This is a genomic window from uncultured Bradyrhizobium sp., assembly GCF_936943645.1.
Lineage (GTDB): Bacteria > Pseudomonadota > Alphaproteobacteria > Rhizobiales > Xanthobacteraceae > Bradyrhizobium.
This window is the reverse complement of record NZ_CAKZJO010000109.1, coordinates 20,915-37,911: the sequence shown is the minus strand read 5'-3', so window position 1 is coordinate 37,911 and position 16,997 is coordinate 20,915. Positions and strand designations below refer to the sequence as shown.

15 protein-coding genes are annotated in these 16,997 nt (G+C 65.7%); 9 read left to right on the top strand and 6 right to left on the bottom strand.

The annotated features are described in order from the left end of the window. Nucleotides 1-62 precede the first annotated feature (62 nt). The 3 genes from Q0743_RS32965 to galE all read right to left on the bottom strand — a co-directional run bounded on the left by Q0743_RS32965 (nt 63) and on the right by galE (nt 3,734). Entirely contained in the window at nt 63-764 is a 702-nt protein-coding gene (locus Q0743_RS32965; RefSeq protein ID WP_298245583.1) for a fumarylacetoacetate hydrolase family protein, read from the bottom strand. A gap of 35 nt (nt 765-799) precedes the next feature. Then, nucleotides 800-2,602, bottom strand: a complete 1,803-nt coding sequence (locus Q0743_RS32960; protein ID WP_298245582.1) for an ABC transporter ATP-binding protein — start codon at nt 2,600-2,602, stop codon at nt 800-802. 118 nt (nt 2,603-2,720) lie between these two features. After that, a complete protein-coding gene (galE, locus tag Q0743_RS32955; protein WP_259214385.1) occupies nt 2,721-3,734 on the bottom strand; it encodes a UDP-glucose 4-epimerase GalE in 1,014 nt (337 codons plus the stop codon). A gap of 126 nt (nt 3,735-3,860) precedes the next feature. On the opposite strand from galE, the gene Q0743_RS32950 reads away from it, so the two are divergent. From Q0743_RS32950 to Q0743_RS32940, 3 genes are all read left to right on the top strand, one after another. Further along, nucleotides 3,861-4,898: a glycosyltransferase family 4 protein gene (locus Q0743_RS32950; RefSeq protein ID WP_298245581.1), complete on the top strand. Its 1,038-nt coding sequence runs from the start codon at nt 3,861-3,863 to the stop codon at nt 4,896-4,898. A gap of 403 nt (nt 4,899-5,301) precedes the next feature. Continuing rightward, on the top strand, nt 5,302-5,550 hold the full coding sequence (locus Q0743_RS32945; RefSeq protein ID WP_298245580.1) for a DUF1902 domain-containing protein: 249 nt from the start codon (nt 5,302-5,304) through the stop codon (nt 5,548-5,550). Beyond that, entirely contained in the window at nt 5,547-5,741 is a 195-nt protein-coding gene (locus tag Q0743_RS32940; RefSeq protein WP_298245579.1) for a type II toxin-antitoxin system HicA family toxin, read from the top strand. Before Q0743_RS32945 ends, Q0743_RS32940 begins: the two co-directional genes overlap by 4 nt. Before the next feature lie 10 nt (nt 5,742-5,751). Here Q0743_RS32940 and waaF read toward each other — a convergent pair whose 3' ends face one another. Further along, nucleotides 5,752-6,819, bottom strand: a complete 1,068-nt coding sequence (gene waaF / locus Q0743_RS32935) for a lipopolysaccharide heptosyltransferase II (RefSeq protein WP_298245578.1) — start codon at nt 6,817-6,819, stop codon at nt 5,752-5,754. 160 nt (nt 6,820-6,979) lie between these two features. On the opposite strand from waaF, the gene rfaD reads away from it, so the two are divergent. The 6 genes from rfaD (at nt 6,980) to Q0743_RS32905 (ending at nt 14,905) form a co-directional block, all read left to right on the top strand. After that, nucleotides 6,980-7,960: an ADP-glyceromanno-heptose 6-epimerase gene (gene rfaD / locus Q0743_RS32930; protein ID WP_298245577.1), complete on the top strand. Its 981-nt coding sequence runs from the start codon at nt 6,980-6,982 to the stop codon at nt 7,958-7,960. A 24-nt stretch (nt 7,961-7,984) separates the two neighbouring features. Beyond that, complete coding sequence (gene rfaE1 / locus Q0743_RS32925; protein WP_298245587.1) at nt 7,985-9,457, top strand: D-glycero-beta-D-manno-heptose-7-phosphate kinase; 1,473 nt, start codon at nt 7,985-7,987, stop codon at nt 9,455-9,457. Further along, nucleotides 9,454-10,740: an O-antigen ligase family protein gene (locus tag Q0743_RS32920; protein WP_298245576.1), complete on the top strand. Its 1,287-nt coding sequence runs from the start codon at nt 9,454-9,456 to the stop codon at nt 10,738-10,740. The genes rfaE1 and Q0743_RS32920 overlap by 4 nt, the downstream gene beginning before the upstream one ends. Nucleotides 10,741-10,824: 84 nt before the next feature. After that, complete coding sequence (locus Q0743_RS32915; RefSeq protein WP_298245586.1) at nt 10,825-12,738, top strand: nucleoside-diphosphate sugar epimerase/dehydratase; 1,914 nt, start codon at nt 10,825-10,827, stop codon at nt 12,736-12,738. 2 nt (nt 12,739-12,740) lie between these two features. Next, nucleotides 12,741-13,961 carry a glycosyltransferase family 4 protein gene (locus tag Q0743_RS32910; RefSeq protein ID WP_298245575.1) on the top strand — a complete coding sequence of 407 codons (1,221 nt, stop codon included), beginning with the start codon at nt 12,741-12,743 and terminating at the stop codon, nt 13,959-13,961. Then, nucleotides 13,958-14,905 (top strand): NAD-dependent epimerase/dehydratase family protein, encoded by a 948-nt coding sequence (locus Q0743_RS32905; protein ID WP_298245574.1) that lies wholly within the window; start codon nt 13,958-13,960, stop codon nt 14,903-14,905. The genes Q0743_RS32910 and Q0743_RS32905 overlap by 4 nt, the downstream gene beginning before the upstream one ends. Here the strand turns inward: Q0743_RS32905 and Q0743_RS32900 are convergent. Continuing rightward, a complete protein-coding gene (locus Q0743_RS32900) occupies nt 14,893-15,882 on the bottom strand; it encodes a glycosyltransferase family 4 protein (protein WP_298245585.1) in 990 nt (329 codons plus the stop codon). The genes Q0743_RS32905 and Q0743_RS32900 overlap by 13 nt on opposite strands. Nucleotides 15,883-15,923: 41 nt before the next feature. Then, on the bottom strand, nt 15,924-16,883 hold the full coding sequence (locus Q0743_RS32895) for a lysylphosphatidylglycerol synthase transmembrane domain-containing protein (protein WP_298245573.1): 960 nt from the start codon (nt 16,881-16,883) through the stop codon (nt 15,924-15,926). Nucleotides 16,884-16,997: the final 114 nt, after the last annotated feature.

Genomic DNA, 16,997 nt, shown 5'->3' with positions numbered 1-16,997 from the left:
CAGCTTCACGCACGCGAAGAAACCCATGACGCAGTACGACTAATCCGCCCTACGCTTCGATCTTACTCAGGCTGGCCGATCGAGACCTTCAGCGTGCCGACGCCGTCGACGCCGCATTCGAGCTTGTCGCCCGGCTGGAGCTGCGACACGCCGGCAGGCGTGCCGGTCATGATGATGTCGCCGGCGGCGAGCTTCACCTGCTGCGAGAGCTGCCAGATGATCTCGGGCACGTTCCAGATCAGCTCGGTGAGGTCGCCCTTCTGAGCTTCCTTGCCGTTGACCGTCAGCCAGATCTTGCCCTTGGCGGGATGGCCGATCTTGGCGGCCGGCTGCACCGCGGAGCAGGGCGCCGAGCCGTCGAACGACTTGCCGATTTCCCAGGGACGCTCCTTCTTGCGCGAGGCGATCTGGAGGTCGCGGCGGGTCAGGTCGATGCCGACGGCGTAGCCGTAGACGTGGTCCAGCGCCTTGTCGGCGGGGATGTTGAGGCCGCCGCTCTTCATCGCGACGATCAGCTCGACCTCGTGATGCAGATCCTTGGTCAGCGGCGGATAGGGGATGGTGGCGCCGTCGGGCACCAGCATGTCGGCGTGCTTGGCGAAGAAGAACGGCGGGGCACGCTCGTCATTGCCCATCTCGCGGATGTGCTCGAGATAGTTACGGCCGACGCACCAGATGCGGCGCACCGGAAAGCGGCCGCTTTCTCCGACGACGGGAAGCGAAGCCTGGGGCGGAAGCGGGATAACGTAGGAGGCGGCGTTCATGCGGGTCTCGCGGCTCTTGAGGTTGACAGGGAACTCTAGGCGGTTGCGCTGAGCGGCGCCAGAGCGCCGGCATCGTGATGTTGCAGGCGGAAGAACGAGGCATAGCGCCCGCCTCGGCGGAGCAGCTCGTCGTGCCGGCCCTGCTCGACGATCTCGCCGCCCTCGACCACCAGAATGCTGTCGGCATGCATGATGGTGTGCAGGCGGTGTGCGATCACGATGGTGGTGCGGTTCCGGCAGAGATGCTCGATCGCCTCCTGCACCTGCCGCTCGGACTCCGAGTCCAGCGCGGCGGTCGCTTCGTCAAGCAGGATGATCGGGGCGTCCTTGATCAGCGCGCGCGCCACCGCGATGCGCTGGCGCTGACCGCCGGACAACTGAGTGCCGTGCTCGCCGACCGGCGTGTCGTAGCCGAGCGGGAAGCCCATGATGAAATCATGCGCGCAGGCCGCTTTCGCCGCCTCGATGATCTCGTCCTCGCTCGCGCCCGGCTTGCCGAAGGCGATGTTGCTGCGAATGGTGTCGCGGAACAGGTAGACGTCCTGGCCGACATAGGCGGTCTGCGCGCGCAGCGATTTGCGCGAGACCGCGCCGATCGACTGGCCGTCGATCACGATGTCGCCTTGCGTCACCTCGTAGAAGCGCAAGAGCAGCGCCAGCACGGTCGACTTGCCGCCGCCGGACGGGCCGACCAAGGCGGTGACCTTGCCGGGCTCGGCCGTAAAACTCATGCGGTTGAGGATGGTCTCGTTGGCGCGATAGCAGAAGCTGACGTCGCGCAGCTCGATGCGGGCATCGGAGAGCTTCAGGGCCGGCTTGTCGTCGTCGGAAAGCTCGCTCGCCGGGCTGTCGATGATCTCGAGCAGCATGCGGGCGCCGACCAGCTGGCTGTTGAGATCGATGTTGAGTCGCGCCAGCCGCTTGGCCGGCTCGGTCGCCATCAAGAACGCGGTCATGAAGGAGAAGAACGCACCGGGCGTGGCATTGAGCGCGACCACGGCATAGCCGCCGTACATCAGGCAGCCGGCGACGGCGAAGCCGCCTAACATCTCCATCAGCGGGTTGGAGCGATTGGCGACGCGCGCCATCTTGTTGGCATTGCGCTCGACGATCGCGATGTTCTCGTCGATGCGCTTCTGCATGGTGTCTTCGAGCGTGAACGCCTTGACCGTGCGGATGCCCTGCAGCGATTCCTGCATCGTCTCCATGATGTCGGCGGTGCCGGTGAACTGGTTGAAGGCGAGGCCCTTGATGCGCTTGACCAGCTTGCGCAGCACCAGCATCGCCGGCGGCACCGCGACGAGGCCGATGAACGACATCAGCGGATCCTGCCACACCATCACGCCGATCATGGCGAGCAGCATCAACAGGTCGCGCCCGATGGCGTTGACCAGCATGTTGAGCACGTCGGTGATCGACTTGGCGCCGGCCGTGAGGCGCGCGAGGAATTCGGACGAATGGCGCTCGGAGAAGAAGCCGACGCTCTCGCGCATCAGCTTGGCGAACAGCTGGCGCTGGTTGGTGGCAAGGATGGCGTTCGAGATCTTGGTCAGGATCACCATGTGGCCGTAGGTGGCCACGCCCTTGACGAAGAGGAGGAGCACCGTGATGCCGGAGAACATCGCGATGCCCGGGATGTTCTTGTCGACATAGGCCTGGTTGATGACCTGGCCGAGCACGTAGGTCGCGCCTGCGGTCGCGCCCGCGGCCATTGCCATCAGCGCGAAGGCGACGAGGTAGCGCCGCCAGTACACGACCCCCTGCTCCATGACGAGGCGGCGAATCAGGGTCGCTGCCGCATAGGGATCGTCGGTGATTTTCTTTGGAAACTGAGCCATCCGCTGTCCATTGACGGCGCAGGACAAAGCCTGCCCGCGCGTCAGGGATCGAACGGCCTCTGTGCCCGCTCAGCTACGGTTTTTCAAGCCCAATTAAGGGCTTGCGCTTGGGACGATTCTAGGCCGAGGCGGCGTGGCGGAGCTCGCCATGGCGCTCGTGGAACAGCTTGTCCTCCCAGGCCAAGGCGTGGGCCGCGATGGTCTCGAGGTCCTCGTATTGCGGCTTCCAGTCGAGCAGGCCGCGAATCCGGCTGGTGTCGGCCACCATGGTCATGATGTCGCCGGGCCGGCGCGGGGCGTATTGCACGGCGAAGCTGCGGCCCGACACCCGGCGCACGGCGTCGATGGTCTCCAGCACCGAATAGCCGCGCCCATAGCCGCAATTCAGCGTGGTCGAGGCGCCGCCATTGCGCAAATAAGCGAGGGCCGAGCGATGCGCCTGCGAGAGGTCCGTGACGTGGATGAAGTCGCGAATGCAGCTGCCGTCGGGGGTCGGATAGTCGGTGCCGAACACGTCGATCTTGGCGCGCTGGCCGGTTGCGGCCTCGACCGCAATCTTGAGCAGATGCGTGGCGCCGACCGTGGCAAGCCCGATGCGCGCGTGCGGATCGGCGCCGGCGACGTTGAAATAGCGCAAGGTGACGTACTGCATGCCGTAGGCGGCGGCGACGTCATGCAGCATGATCTCGGTCATCAGCTTCGACGAGCCGTAGGGCGACAGCGGCCGCGTCGGCGCGTGCTCGGGCACCGGCACCTGGTCCGGATTGCCGTAGACGGCGGCGGTCGAGGAGAAGATGAAGCGGTTGATGCCGCGCTTGACCGCCACGTTGAGCAGGTTGCGCGCGGTCATGAAATTGTTGCGGTAGTAGCCGAGCGGATCGCGCATCGAATCCGGCACGACGACCGAGCCCGCGAAATGGATGATGCTTTCGATGTTGTGCTGGGCGATCACGCCCTCGAGCAGGTTCTCGTCGCCGGCATCGCCGATGAACAGCGGCACGCCCTCAGGCAGATAAGCGGAGAAACCGGTGGAGAGATCGTCGATCACGACGACGTCCTCGCCGGCTTCTGCCAGCGCGAGAACCGTGTGACTTCCGATATAGCCGGCGCCGCCGGTGACTAGCACAGTCATGATCTCACCCGTCTTCGATCAACGCGGCAAGCTAGCGCTTGCGTGGTGAAGAGGGGGTATCGGCAGCCCTGAACTGGTCACTATGCTTAATGTTGCGTATAGGGGGCCTGTCAAACGGAGCGTGACGTGGCCAATTTCCCCGGCGATCTCGACGTGATCGTGCCAAATCTGCACAGGCGCTATTCCGGGGTCACCGCGACCAACCGGATGGTGGCGCCGCGGCTGGCGAAGCTGTATCGCGCCGCCTGGTTCGGTTCGGACGCGCCGGCTGGCATCGCGCGCCTGAGTGTCGCGGATTTCCTGAAGCTGTGGCGCCGCAAGACGCCGCTGATCTGGCACGCGCGGCGTAACAACGAAATGATCGCTGGCGTCGCGTTGCGCGCGCTCGGCTGGCCGCTGAAGCTCGTGTTCACCTCGGCGGCGCAGCGGCACCACTCATGGATCACGCGCTGGCTGATCCGGCGCATGGACGCGATCATTGCGACGAGTGACATCTCGGCTTCGTTCCTGAAGGTGAAGGCGACCGTGATCCCGCATGGCGTCGACACCGACGTCTACGCGCCGCCGACCGATCGCACTGCTGCCTTCGCGGAAGCCGCGCTGCCGGGCCGCTACGCCATCGGCTGCTTCGGCCGCGTGCGCGCGCAGAAGGGCACCGATCTGTTCGTCGATGCGATGTGCCGCCTGTTGCCGCGCTATCCCGATTTCACCGCGATCATCGTCGGACAGGTCACGGCCGAGCAGACGCCGTTTGCCAACGATCTGAAGAAGCGGATCGAGGCCGCCGGCCTGCAATCGCGCATCGTCATCACCGGCGAGCTGCCGATCGAGGACGTGCAGCGCTGGTATCAGCGGCTGACGCTCTACGCCTTCACCTCGCGCAACGAGGGCTTTGGCCTGACGCTGATCGAGGCGATGGCGGCGGGCAGCGCGCTCGTCGCCGCCCGCGCCGGCGCGGCCGAGCTCGTGGTCGAGGATGGCGTGAGCGGCGTGCTGGTCCCGACCGGTGATGCCGATGCGCTGGCGGCAGCGCTGGAGCCGTTGATGAGCGATGTGTCTGCGGCGACGGCGATGGGTGAGAGGGGGCGGGCGAGGGTGCTGGCGAAGTTCAGCCTCGATGCCGAGGCGGCGCGGATCGGAGAGGTCTATCGGCCATTGCTCTGAACGGTGGCATCACGGGCCCAAACAAAAATTGCGAAAACAACCCCATGCACAGTAGCAGATGGCAGCGAAATCAACGGCTTGGCGGGAGCGTGAGCGTTGCCGATTTTACGAAGTCGGTTTGACGCGTCGAGCAAAACACCTGTAAGATTTCTTGATCGCCAGTTTGAAGAGCCTCTTTGCAATCCGAGAGACTCTCCTCGGCGCGAGAAAGCCTCTCTACGGCTTCCGCTCGGGCAAAGGTGGCCTCGAAATACATATCAAATCAATGTATTGCGGCATATTTTCAATCTGGCGAGACTAATCAGGGGTTAATGCGTTGTCTGGCACTCTGCTTGCTACGCGATTGCCATGACGAATGAGGACTGCTTTGATGACGGAAATCGCTGTAGGGGGAGCGCCGAAAATGGGCCATCTCATCGTCGTTCGAGCGACTTGGGATACCGAAGCATCTGTGTGGACCGCGGAGAGCTCCGATCTTCCGGGCCTCGTCACGGAAGCCGCGACCCTCGATGAGCTCGATGCCAAATTGCCGAACCTCATCCGCGATTTGTTGGAGGATGACGCCGCCGCCGAAGGATATGAAGTCCCCGTCGAGGTGATCGCGAGCTTCTCCAGACGCGTCAAGATCGGCTCTGCAAAAGAAGCGGCATGAACAGCTTTACTCCGGAATTGAAACGAATTCTGGAGAAAGCGGGATGCTTTTTTGTTCGACGCGGGCGGGGCGATCACGAGATCTGGGAAAGTCCGGTCTCAGGCATCCGATTCACCGTCGATAACAATATCAAGTCTCGGCACACAGCTAACGCGGTCCTGAAACAGGCCGGGTTGCCTAAGCAATTTTGACCTGCGATGCTCACGTCCCCGCCCGCGCGGCTTCCCCCAGCACGCGCTGCGCAATCCCCACCACCTCGCTTGCCGCGATGTTCCGCATGCAGCGGTGGTCGTTCATCCTGCAGATCGTGCTCTGGCAGGGCTGGCAGGACAGCTTTTCCCTGTCCTGCACCACGGTGGCGGCGAGGCCGTTGAGCGGGGCCCAGAGATAGGGGCTGGTCGGGCCAAAGATGCCCATGGTGGGCGTGCCAAGGGCAGCCGCGATGTGCATCAGTCCGGAATCGTTGGAGATGGCGACGCCGGCCGCAGCCATCGCCAGCACGCCGTTGCGTAAGTCGTTGCCGGTGAGGTCACGCACGCCCGGACCACCGGCCGCGACGATCTCCTGGGCGAGGCCCTTCTCCCCGGGGCCGCCGACCACCCAGACCTCGAGGCCGCGCGCGACCAGGAGGCGGGCTGCCTCCGGATAAGACGTCCAGCGCTTCGAGACGCCGACCGAGCCCGGGGCGAGCGCTACCGCGGCCCCCGCGCCGAGGCCGTTGGCCTGCCGCCACCGAACGATGTCCTCGGCGGGGACGCGGAGCTGCGGCACCGGCCATTCAGGAGGCAGAGGGGCGCCGTCGGGCTGGGCGAGGGCGGCATTCTTGTCGATGAAGCGCGGCAGCTTCTTTTCGCCCCAGCGCCATTGGTTGAGCAGGCCGAACCGGAACTCGCCGACAAAGCCGACCCGCTCTGGAATGCCGGCCAAAGCCGGCGCGATGGCGGCCTTCCAGGTTCGGGGCAGCACCAGGGCCGTACCGTAGTTCCGCGCGCGCAGGAGCTTGGCCAGGGCCAGCTGGCGGCCCACCGCGAGCCGGCCGCGCGGCAGGTCCCAGACGATGCCCTGACGCACGCCGGGCATGTAATCGACCAGCGGCGCGCAAAGGGAGGTGGTCAGGAGATCGACCGGCCGGTTAGGCCAGCGTTCCTTCAGAACCCGGACGACGGTGTGATTCCGGACGAAATCGCCGATCCACATATAGGGAATGATCAGGATCGGGCGGGTGTCGTCCCGATCTGCGTTCTCGCTAAATTGCGAATCGTGATTCATTCGTTAATAGGGCCGGGCGATCTGGTTTGTGGCGGTTCGGTAGCCGCTCCGGGCCGGCAGGTAAAGCCGACAGACCGCTCCATCCCGAAACCGCTTACACTTTGACGGTTCATGCGCTACGGCAGGACCGGGCCGCAAAAGATCGGGCAGGGATTTCTGAATGTTGCTGGTGACCGGCGGGGCCGGTTTTATCGGGTCGAATGTCGTGGCCGCGCTCAATGATTCGGGCCGCAGCGACGTCGTGGTTTGCGATGTTCTCGGCAACGAGGGCAAGTGGCGCAACCTCGCCAAGCGCCAGCTTGTGGATATCGTCTCGCCGGCCGAGCTGATGGACTGGCTGAAAGGCCGCGAGCTGGACGCCGTGATCCATCTCGGGGCGATTTCGGCGACCACTGCCACCGACGGCGACTTGGTGTTCGAGACCAATTTCCGTCAGTCCACGCGCCTTTTGGACTGGTGCACGGCGAGCGCGGTGCCGTTCATCTACGCTTCCTCGGCGGCGACCTATGGCGACGGCGAGACCGGTTTCGACGACGATGCCTCGATCCCCGCATTGAAGAAGCTTCGGCCGATGAATCTCTACGGCTGGAGCAAGCACATGTTCGATCTCGCGGTTGCCGAGCGCCGCACAAACGGCGATCCGCTGCCGCCGCAATGCGTGGGCCTGAAGTTCTTCAACGTGTTCGGTCCCAACGAATACCACAAGGGCTCGATGATGAGCGTGCTGGCGCGTCGCTTCGACGACGTCAAAGCGGGCCGCCTCGTGCAATTGTTCAAGTCGCATCGCGAGGGCATCGCCGACGGCGACCAGCGCCGCGATTTCATCTATGTCGACGACGTCGTGCGCGTCGTCATGTGGCTGCTGGCAACGCCGTCGGTGTCCGGGCTCTTCAACGTCGGAACCGGCAAGGCGCGCAGCTTCAAGGATCTGATGCTGGCGGCCTATGCGGCGCTCGGCACCAGGCCCAACATCGAATATATCGACATGCCCGAGCAGATCCGCGGGGCCTACCAGTACTTCACCCAGAGCGAGGTCGATCGCCTCCACCGTGCCGGCTATAACGGCGGCTTCACGACGCTCGAGGACGCGGTGAAAGCCTATGTCGGGGACTATCTCGACCGCCCCGACCGCTTCCGCTGAGGCTTTTTGACCATGCCGACGCCCATTCTCGATTTCGACGCCCTCGCGCAGGCCATCTCAGGTCGTACGGTGCTGTGCATCGGCGACATCATGCTGGACGAGTTCGTCTATGGCGAGGTGTCGCGGATCTCGCCGGAAGCGCCGACGCCCGTCATCACGGCGCAGCGCAGCGACATTCATATCGGCGGCGCCGGCAATGTCGCGCGCAATGTCGCTTCGCTGGGCGCGCGCTGCATCTTCGTCGGCCTCGTCGGCGAGGACGATGCGGGCAAGCGGCTCGCTTCGGCGCTTGGCGAGCAGGCCGGAATCGAAAGCGTGCTGGTGTGCGACCCGTCGCGGCCGACCACGCGAAAGGTCCGTTTCGTCTCCGAGCACTTCTCCACGCACATGCTGCGCGCGGATTGGGAGCAGGCTGCGCCTGCGTCGGATGACGTCGAGACCAAGCTGATCGATGCGATCCTGCCGCAGATCGTGCGGGCCGATATCGTGTTGCTGTCGGACTATGCCAAGGGCGTGCTGACGGCGCGCGTCATCCGCCACACCATCGACGCCGCGAAAAAGCTCGGCAAGCCCGTGATCGTCGATCCCAAGAGCCTGAACTGGGCGATCTATCGCGGCGCCACGCTGCTCACGCCCAACCGCAAGGAATTCTCGGAGGCGACGCGCAGCCGCGCCGACACGCCCCAGAGCATCGTCGATGCCAGCGAGGACGTGATGCGGCTCGCTGACTGCGAGGCGATCCTGGTCACGCAAGGCGAGCACGGCATGACGCTGGTGCCGCGGGCGGGCGAGGCCGTTCACGTTCCGGCGTTCCCGGTGAAGGTGCGCGACGTCTCCGGCGCCGGTGACACCGTCGCTGCCGCGCTTGCGGTCTCGCTTGCGGCCGGCGCTGACTGGGCCGCTGCGCTGCGCGTCGCCAACGCTGCTGCCGCCGTCGCCGTCGGCAAGCAGGGCACCGCCACCGTGAGCGCGGCCGAGCTGCGCCGAAAGATCCTGCCGCATGCGACCCTCGCGGCCGAAGAGAAGATCGTGCTCGATCCTGATACGCTCGATGCGCAGCTCGCCGAGTGGAAGCGGCAGGGCCAGCGCGTTGGCTTCACCAATGGCTGTTTCGACATCCTCCACCCCGGCCACGTCAAGGTGCTGACCGCAGCGCGCGCCGCCTGCGATCGTCTCATCGTGGGGCTCAACAGCGACGCCTCCGTGCGGCGGCTCAAGGGCGCCGATCGTCCCGTCCAGGACGAACGCGCGCGCGCGGAAGTGCTCGCCGCGCTCGAGGCCGTCGATCTCGTCGTCATCTTCGAACAGGATACGCCGATCGACCTGATTACCCGCATCAGGCCCGGGGTGCTGGTGAAGGGCGGCGACTATACCCGCGAGCAGGTGGTCGGCCACGAGGTCGTCGAGGCAGCGGGCGGGGTGGTCGTGCTGGTCGACATCCTTCAGGGCTTCAGCACGACGGCGCTGGTCCATCGCGCCCGGGGAGGCGGCAAGTGACGGCGCTTGCCCGCGAGACGACCGGCGAAATGTTGCTTCGCCGCCTGCGCAGCCCGGCTGCCTGGCGCGAGACCGTCGATATATTGGCGGTGCTGACCGCGGCCTCGCTGCCCTGGTCGACTTCGCTTGCCGGGATCTTCAACGCACTGATGCTGCTCTGCATGGTGCCGTTCCTCGACGTCCGCGCGTTCCTGCAATCGCTGAAGCGTCCGATCTGTATTGCGCCGATCGCGCTGGTCCTGCTCGCGCTGGTGGGGACACTGTGGTCGGATGCGAGCTGGGGCGCGCGCTTCTATGCGGTCAATCCGACCATGAAGCTGCTCGTGCTGCCGGTCCTGCTCTATCATTTCGAGCGATCCACCCGCGGCCACTGGATCTTCGTCGCCTTTCTGGTGTCCTGTGCCTTGCTGTCGGTGATGTCCTGGCTGGTCGCCTTCTACCCGAACCTCGCGCTCAAGACCGATCCGGCCGAACGCGGCATCTTCGTCAAGAACTACATCGACCAGAGCCAGGAGTTCGCGCTTTGCGCGGTCGCGCTTGCCTATCCGATCGTGATGCTGTTGCGCGAGAAGCGGTACTGGCTCGCCGGGCTGCTGACGGCGCTGGCGCTGAGCTTCTTCGTCAACATGACCTTCGTGGTGGTGTCGCGCACCGCACTCGTCACCGTTCCGATCATGCTCGGCGTGTTCGCGCTGCTGCACCTCAAATGGCGCAGTATCGCGTTCATCTCCGCCGGCTTGCTCGTCTGCGCCGTCCTCGCCTGGCAGGCTTCGCCCTATCTGCGCCACACCGCCGAGAGGTTTTCCGACGACTACACGCGCTATGTCGAGAGGGGCGAGCCGACCTCGCTCGGCCTGCGGCTCGAATTCTGGCGGAAGTCGCTCGGCTTCTTCGCGGAGGCCCCGATCAAGGGCCACGGCACCGGTTCGACGCGCGGATTGTTCGAACGGGTCGCGACGCCCAGCGGTCAGTACCAGGCGTCGTCCGAGGTGATCGGCAATCCGCATAACCAGACGCTGAACGTTGCCGTGCAATGGGGCGTGATCGGCATCGCCATTCTCTATGCGATCTGGATATTGCATCTGCGGTTGTTTCGCGGCGACGGGCTTGCCAACTGGATCGGGCTGCTGGTGGTGGTGCAGAACGTCTTCACCTCGCTGTTCAATTCCCATCTGTTCGACTTCCACGAGGGCTGGATGTACGTCATCGGCGTCGGTGTCGCCGGCGGCATGGTGCTCCGGGCACAACAGCCCCAGGCGAAGATGGGGGAAGCCGGTTCCTGAGCGGCCGCGCGGCTGGCAAGTCTGGTCCAGATGGGCTATCAGCGCGGTCAGGTTGCATCTAACTGGATTTTCATCGGTCGGCGGATGACGCGTCTTTCGCATCTCACCTTGCGCAATTTCCTGATCGCGCTCCACGACCTGCTGGCGACCGCGGCGGCGCTTTTTGGCGCCTTCTACCTGCGATTCGAGGGCGGCGAGCTGTTCTACGATCGCCTGCCGCTGCTGTTCCAGCTCCTGCCCTACTTCCTCGCCTTCAGCGCGGTCGTGTTCTTCATCTTCAATCTGACCACGACGAAATGGCGCTTTATCTCGCTGCCTGACGCGCTGAACATCATCCGCGTCGCGACCGTGCTGACCGTCGCCCTGCTCGTGCTCGACTACATCTTCGTCGCTCCCAACGTCCGCGGCGCCTTCTTCCTCGGCAAGGTGACGATCGTTCTCTACTGGTTTCTCGAGATTTCCTTCCTTAGCGCGTCACGCATGGCCTACCGCTACTTCCGCTATACGCGGGTGCGACGTCAGGCGCGAGACGGAGAGGCTGCGCCGACGCTGATGATCGGCCGCGCCGCGGATGCCGAGGTGCTGCTGCGCGGCATCGAGAGCGGGGCGATCAAGCGCATCTGGCCGGTCGGTGTGCTGTCGCCATCGATCTCTGATCGCGGCCAGTTCATCCGCAACGTGCCGGTGCTGGGAGGCATCGACGACGTCGAGGACGTCATCGCCGACTTCGCCAAGCGCAACAAGCCGATCGCGCGCCTCGTCATGACGCCGTCGGCATTCGAGCCGGAAGCGCACCCGGAATCGATCCTGATGCGGGCGCGCAAGTTGGGTGTGATCGTCAACCGGATGCCCTCGCTGGAGAGCGGCGATACGCCACGCCTCACGGCCGTCGCGGTCGAAGACCTCCTGCTGCGGCCGAGCGAGACGATCGACTATGATCGCCTGGAAGCGCTGATCAACGGCAAGGCGGTGATCGTCACCGGTGGTGGCGGCTCGATCGGTTCCGAGATCTGCGAGCGCGTCGTCGCTTTCGGCGCTGCGCGGCTCCTGATCGTGGAGAACTCGGAGCCGGCGCTCTACGCAATCACCGAAGCGCTCGCCGCGCGCGGCGCGTCCGCCGAGATCGAAGGGCGGATCGCCGACATTCGAGACCGCGAGCGCATCGCGCGCCTGATGATGGAATTCAGGCCGGACATCGTGTTTCACGCCGCCGCGCTCAAGCACGTGCCGATCCTCGAGCGTGACTGGAGCGAGGGCGTCAAGACCAACATCTTCGGCTCCATCAACGTGGCGGATGCCGCCGTTGCCGCCGGCGCCGAGGCCATGGTGATGATCTCGACCGACAAGGCGATCGAGCCGGTGTCGATGCTCGGCCTGACCAAGCGCTTTGCCGAGATGTACTGCCAGGCGCTGGATCACGACCTCGCTGCCGGGACGCACGGCGCCAAGCCGCCGATGCGCCTGATCTCGGTCCGGTTCGGCAACGTTCTGGCCTCGAACGGCTCGGTGGTCCCGAAATTCAAGGCGCAGATCGAGGCCGGCGGCCCGGTGACGGTCACGCATCCCGACATGGTCCGCTACTTCATGACCATCCGCGAGGCCTGCGATCTCGTCATCACTGCGGCCACGCATGCGCTCGGAACGCAGCGTCCCGACGTCTCGGTCTACGTGCTCAACATGGGCCAGCCGGTGAAGATCGTCGATCTCGCCGAGCGCATGATCCGTCTCTCCGGATTGCAGCCTGGCTACGACATCGAGATCGTGTTCACCGGCATGCGGCCCGGCGAACGCCTGCACGAGATCCTGTTCGCTTCCGAGGAGCCGACCCGCGAGATCGGCGTCGCCGGCATCATGGCGGCGCAGCCGAACGAGCCGCCGATGCAGACGCTGCGCAAATGGATCGCCGCGCTGGAGCAGGCGATCGCGCGCGACGATCGCGCCACCATCAGGACCATCCTGAAGGATGCGGTGCCCGAGTTCGGGTCGACCGCGGCCTGACCATGCAGCCTTTGGGCAAGATCGTCGTCGCGAGCCAGCATTATCCGCCGGATACCAGCACGACCGCGGCGATCATGGCCGAGATCGCCTGCCGTCTCGCTGGCGAGCACGAGGTCGTCGTGCTCTCGGGATGGCCGGGTGCATTGCCGCCCTCGCAGACCGGTCCGGGCAAGCCGTGCGTGGTTGCGATCAAGAACCGCATTTCGGGCAAGGCGGCGCTGGTGCAACGCGCTGTGTCGGAACTCCTGTTCGTGGCGCGGACGTTCCTCGCATTGATGCGGCGGCTGAAGCGAGGCGACGTCGTGATCACGGTCACTGCGCCGTTCATGCTGCCTTATGCGGTGGCGGCGGCGGCGAGGTTGAGGGGTGCGCGCTCGGCGCTGATCATGCACGACCTCTTTCCCGACGTGCTGGTGATGGCGGGCCTGCTCAAGCCCGGCTCGCTGGTGACGCGGACGATGCGGGCCGCCAACAGCCTGATGTTCCGCGCACTCAATGCCGTCATCACCATCGGCCGTGACGCGGAGCGACCGCTTCTGAGCTATTCCGGCATGACGCGGAACAAGATCCGTTTCATCCCGAACTGGGCGACGCTCGTGCCCGCGTCGCGGCCGGTCACGCCGGACAATCCGTTCCGCAAGGCGATTGCCGCGCGCTTTATCGTCGGCCTGTCGGGCAATCTGGGCTTTACCCATGATCCGGAGATCGTGTTCGAGGCGGCGCGCCTCCTGCAGGACGAGACGGACATTCACTTCCAGTTGTCGGGCTGGGGCATCGGTTTCGAACGGCTGAAGCAGTTGCAGGCAGCGGCGAAGCTCTCCAATGTCTCCTTTGTCGGGCGGGTCGAGGATTCCGAGCTCGAGGCGTTTCTGGCGTCGGCCGATCTCTGGATCATTCCATACCGGAAAGACGTTGCGGGCGTGTCGGTGCCGAGCCGCTTCTACAACCTGCTGGCGGTCGGCCGTCCGGTGGTGCTGGTGTCCGAGCCGGAGGCCGAGGCCGCCTTGACCGTCGTCGAGAACGGGCTCGGCTGGGTCGTGACGCCGGGCCGCGCCGATCAGCTCGCCGCGGCGATCCGCACGGCGTCCGCTAACGACGACGGCAGCATCGCGGCGCGCGCTGTGAAGGCGGCCGCGCGCTTCGACAGGGCGACCGCGATGAACGCCTATGCGGCGCTGGTCGACGAATTGTTGCGCAACCCGGACCTGTCGGAGCAACGATGAGCGAGAACAAACCGATCGTGCTGGTCACGGGAGCGAGCGGCTTCGTCGGGCGTCATGTCGTGCCGGCGCTCGCGCGCGAGGGATGGTCGGTTCGCCGCGCGGTCCGCAATCCGGAGGGAGGCGGCGACGAGGTCGTGATCGAGACGATCGGTCCCGAGACCGATTGGCGGGCTGCGCTGGACGGCGTCGACGCGGTCGTCCATCTCGCCGCGCGCGTGCATCACAAGAACGAGGAGCATGCGGTCCAGCTCTACCGCAACGTCAATATCGCCGGCACGCTGCATCTGGCGCGCTGCGCGGCCGCTGCCGGCGTGCGACAGTTCATCTTCGTCAGCACCGTGCTCGTGCACGGCCGCAGCAACGAGGGGCGGGCGCCGTTCAGCGAGAACGACGTCCTGACGCCGCGCGGCCTCTACGGCATGTCCAAGGCCGCGGCCGAAGCCGGCTTGAGAACGCTGGCGCGCGACAGCGACATGAAGATCTCGGTGGTTCGGCCGCCACTGGTCTATGGCGCGGGCGCCAAGGGCAATTTCGCGCTGCTGACGCGCGCGGTCGATCTCGGCCTGCCGCTGCCCTTTGCCGCGATCCGCAATCAGCGCGCCTTCCTGGCCGTGCAGAACCTCGCGTCGTTCATCCTGCACCGGCTGGGGCACCCCGATCCCGCCAGCAACTTCGAGATCTTCCTCGTGGCCGACAGGGAGCAGGTCTCGACGCCGGAATTCGTCACCCATCTGGCCAAGGCGTCCGGCAAGAGGATGCGGATGTTCAGCGTGCCGCCGGGCGCGCTCGGCACGCTGCTCGGCGCTATGGGCCGGCAGGATACGTATGACAGCCTGGTCGGCTCGCTCGAGCTCGACATCTCCAAGGCGATCGCGACCGGCTGGCAGCCGCAGGTCTCGCTCGACGAGGGGTTGCGGCTGGCGCTGGCGGCTCAGGACGCCTGAGGGCGGGAGAAGCGCCGCAGCACGACAGCGACCGCGATCGCGCCTGCGAGCAAGGACAGGATCGTGATCGCCGTCGAGCCGGCCCGCACGGTGACGAAGGCGAGAAAAGCCAGCACGAGATTGAGCGCGAACACCTCGCCGATCACCCGCGGGACCGTGAACCCATGGTCCGTCGCGCGCTGATAGAAATGCGTGCGGTGGGCCGCCCAGAACGGCTCGCGCCTGATGATGCGCCGGAACAGCGTGATGGTGGAATCCGCAAGGTAATAGGCTGGCAGCAGCAGCGCCGCGGCGGGATGTCCGTGCCAGGCGAGCTCCAGCAGGCACCAGCCCAGCAGAAGGCCGATCGGCAGGCTGCCGACGTCGCCCAGGAACACCCTTGCGCTTGGACGGTTGAACGGCGCAAAGCCGAGCATGGCCCCGCACAGCGCCGTGGCGAGCAGTCCGGCAGACGACGAGAGCTCGCCAAACCAGCCGAGCAGTCCAAGCGCGGCCGTCACCGGCACCACCTCTGCCACCGTCATCAGGTCCAGCCCGTCCATGAAGTTGACGAGGTTCACGAACCAGATTCCGGCGAGCAGGATGAGGCCGCGCTCCAGCGCGAGCGGCAGCGCCGGCACGATGCGCGCGCTCTCCGGCGCCGTGAAGACGACGGCGGCCACGGCTGCCGCCTGCAACACCAGGCGGACCAGGACCGGCAGGGGCCTGATGTCATCGACAAGTCCGACCAGGGCGATCACGAGCGCGGAGCCGATCAGGGGCAAGGGAATTGCGCCGGTGGTCCACGCCGCCCAGGCCGCAGCCACCAGCAGGGTGGCGGCGATGACCGCGATGCCTGCACCTTGCGGGGTCGGGATCTTGTGCGACGAGCGCGCGTTCGGGCGCGCCAGCGCGTAACGCTGCAGCAACGGCATGCTCAGCCAGGTGATGCAGGCGGAGATCAGTGCGGCCAGCACGGCCGGCAGAAGCGCAAGCAGCACCAGTCCGGTCGCAAGGTCCGGACCCGCGACGAACGTCGTCACTCCGGCACCCCGATCGGCGCCGTTCCTTGCGCGGCCTTCTCCGCGCTGAGGATCCAGACCAGGCCGCCGAACGCGCCGACGATGAAGAACACGGCGCCGTACAGCAGCGAAACGTTGACGCCTTCATTGGTGGCAAGTCCGGCGAAGCCGAACGCCAGACCCATCGTGGCCTCACGCACGCCCCAGCCGGCGATGGAGATCGGCATCATCGTGATCAGCATCACCGGCGGGACGAGCAGGAAGACGTCGCTGAAGCGAACCGGGGCCGCAATCGACTGCACCACGCACCAGGCAATGACGACGGCGAGCACGTGAACGAGGATGGAAAGGATGGCGATGGTCGGTCCGCGGTTGCGGCTGAAGATCACGCGGTTGGCGATCACCGCGCAGGCGTGAAGGTGATGGGTCGCCCACCACGTCTTCAGCCACCGCCAGTTCAGCGCGCCGAAGATCAAAAAGCCGACGCCGCCGGCGAGCGCCAGGAGGTCGACGAGCAGCAGCGCCGAGCGGCCATGCGCGTCGGTGATGAGGGTGTAGCTCCAGGGCAGGCTGGCGACGATGAGAACCGCGAGCGCGATCAGGCCGATCGCGCGGTCGACGAAGATCGAGTAGGTGGCCGCACGCCAGCCGGCCCCGGCGCGCGCGACGAGCCACAGCCGGACCGCATCGCCACCGATTGCCGACGGCAGGGTCTGGTTGAAGAAGGAGCCGATCACGTTGTAGCGCATGGCCCGGCCGAGCTCGAGCGGCGCGCCGCAGACGGCGCTGATCTCGCGCCAGCGCAGCACGCCGACGAAGATCTGCAGGAACGTGATCGCGATCGCGAGGCCGATCCAGAACAGACTGGTCACGGTGAAGCGCGACAGCAGCTCGGTCAGGTCGACCTTGCGCAGTGCCAGGTAGAGCAGCGCCACGGAAATCAGGATTTTGGCCGTCGACAGCAGAATTCGGCGCATCTCGCCCGCTTGAGCTCGGTTTGCGATGATTTGAGGCAACCCGACGCGAGGCGCCGAATTCGGCCGCTTTGGTATGGTTTTGGCGCCGATCTTGCAATAGCCGTCGTTAAGGAC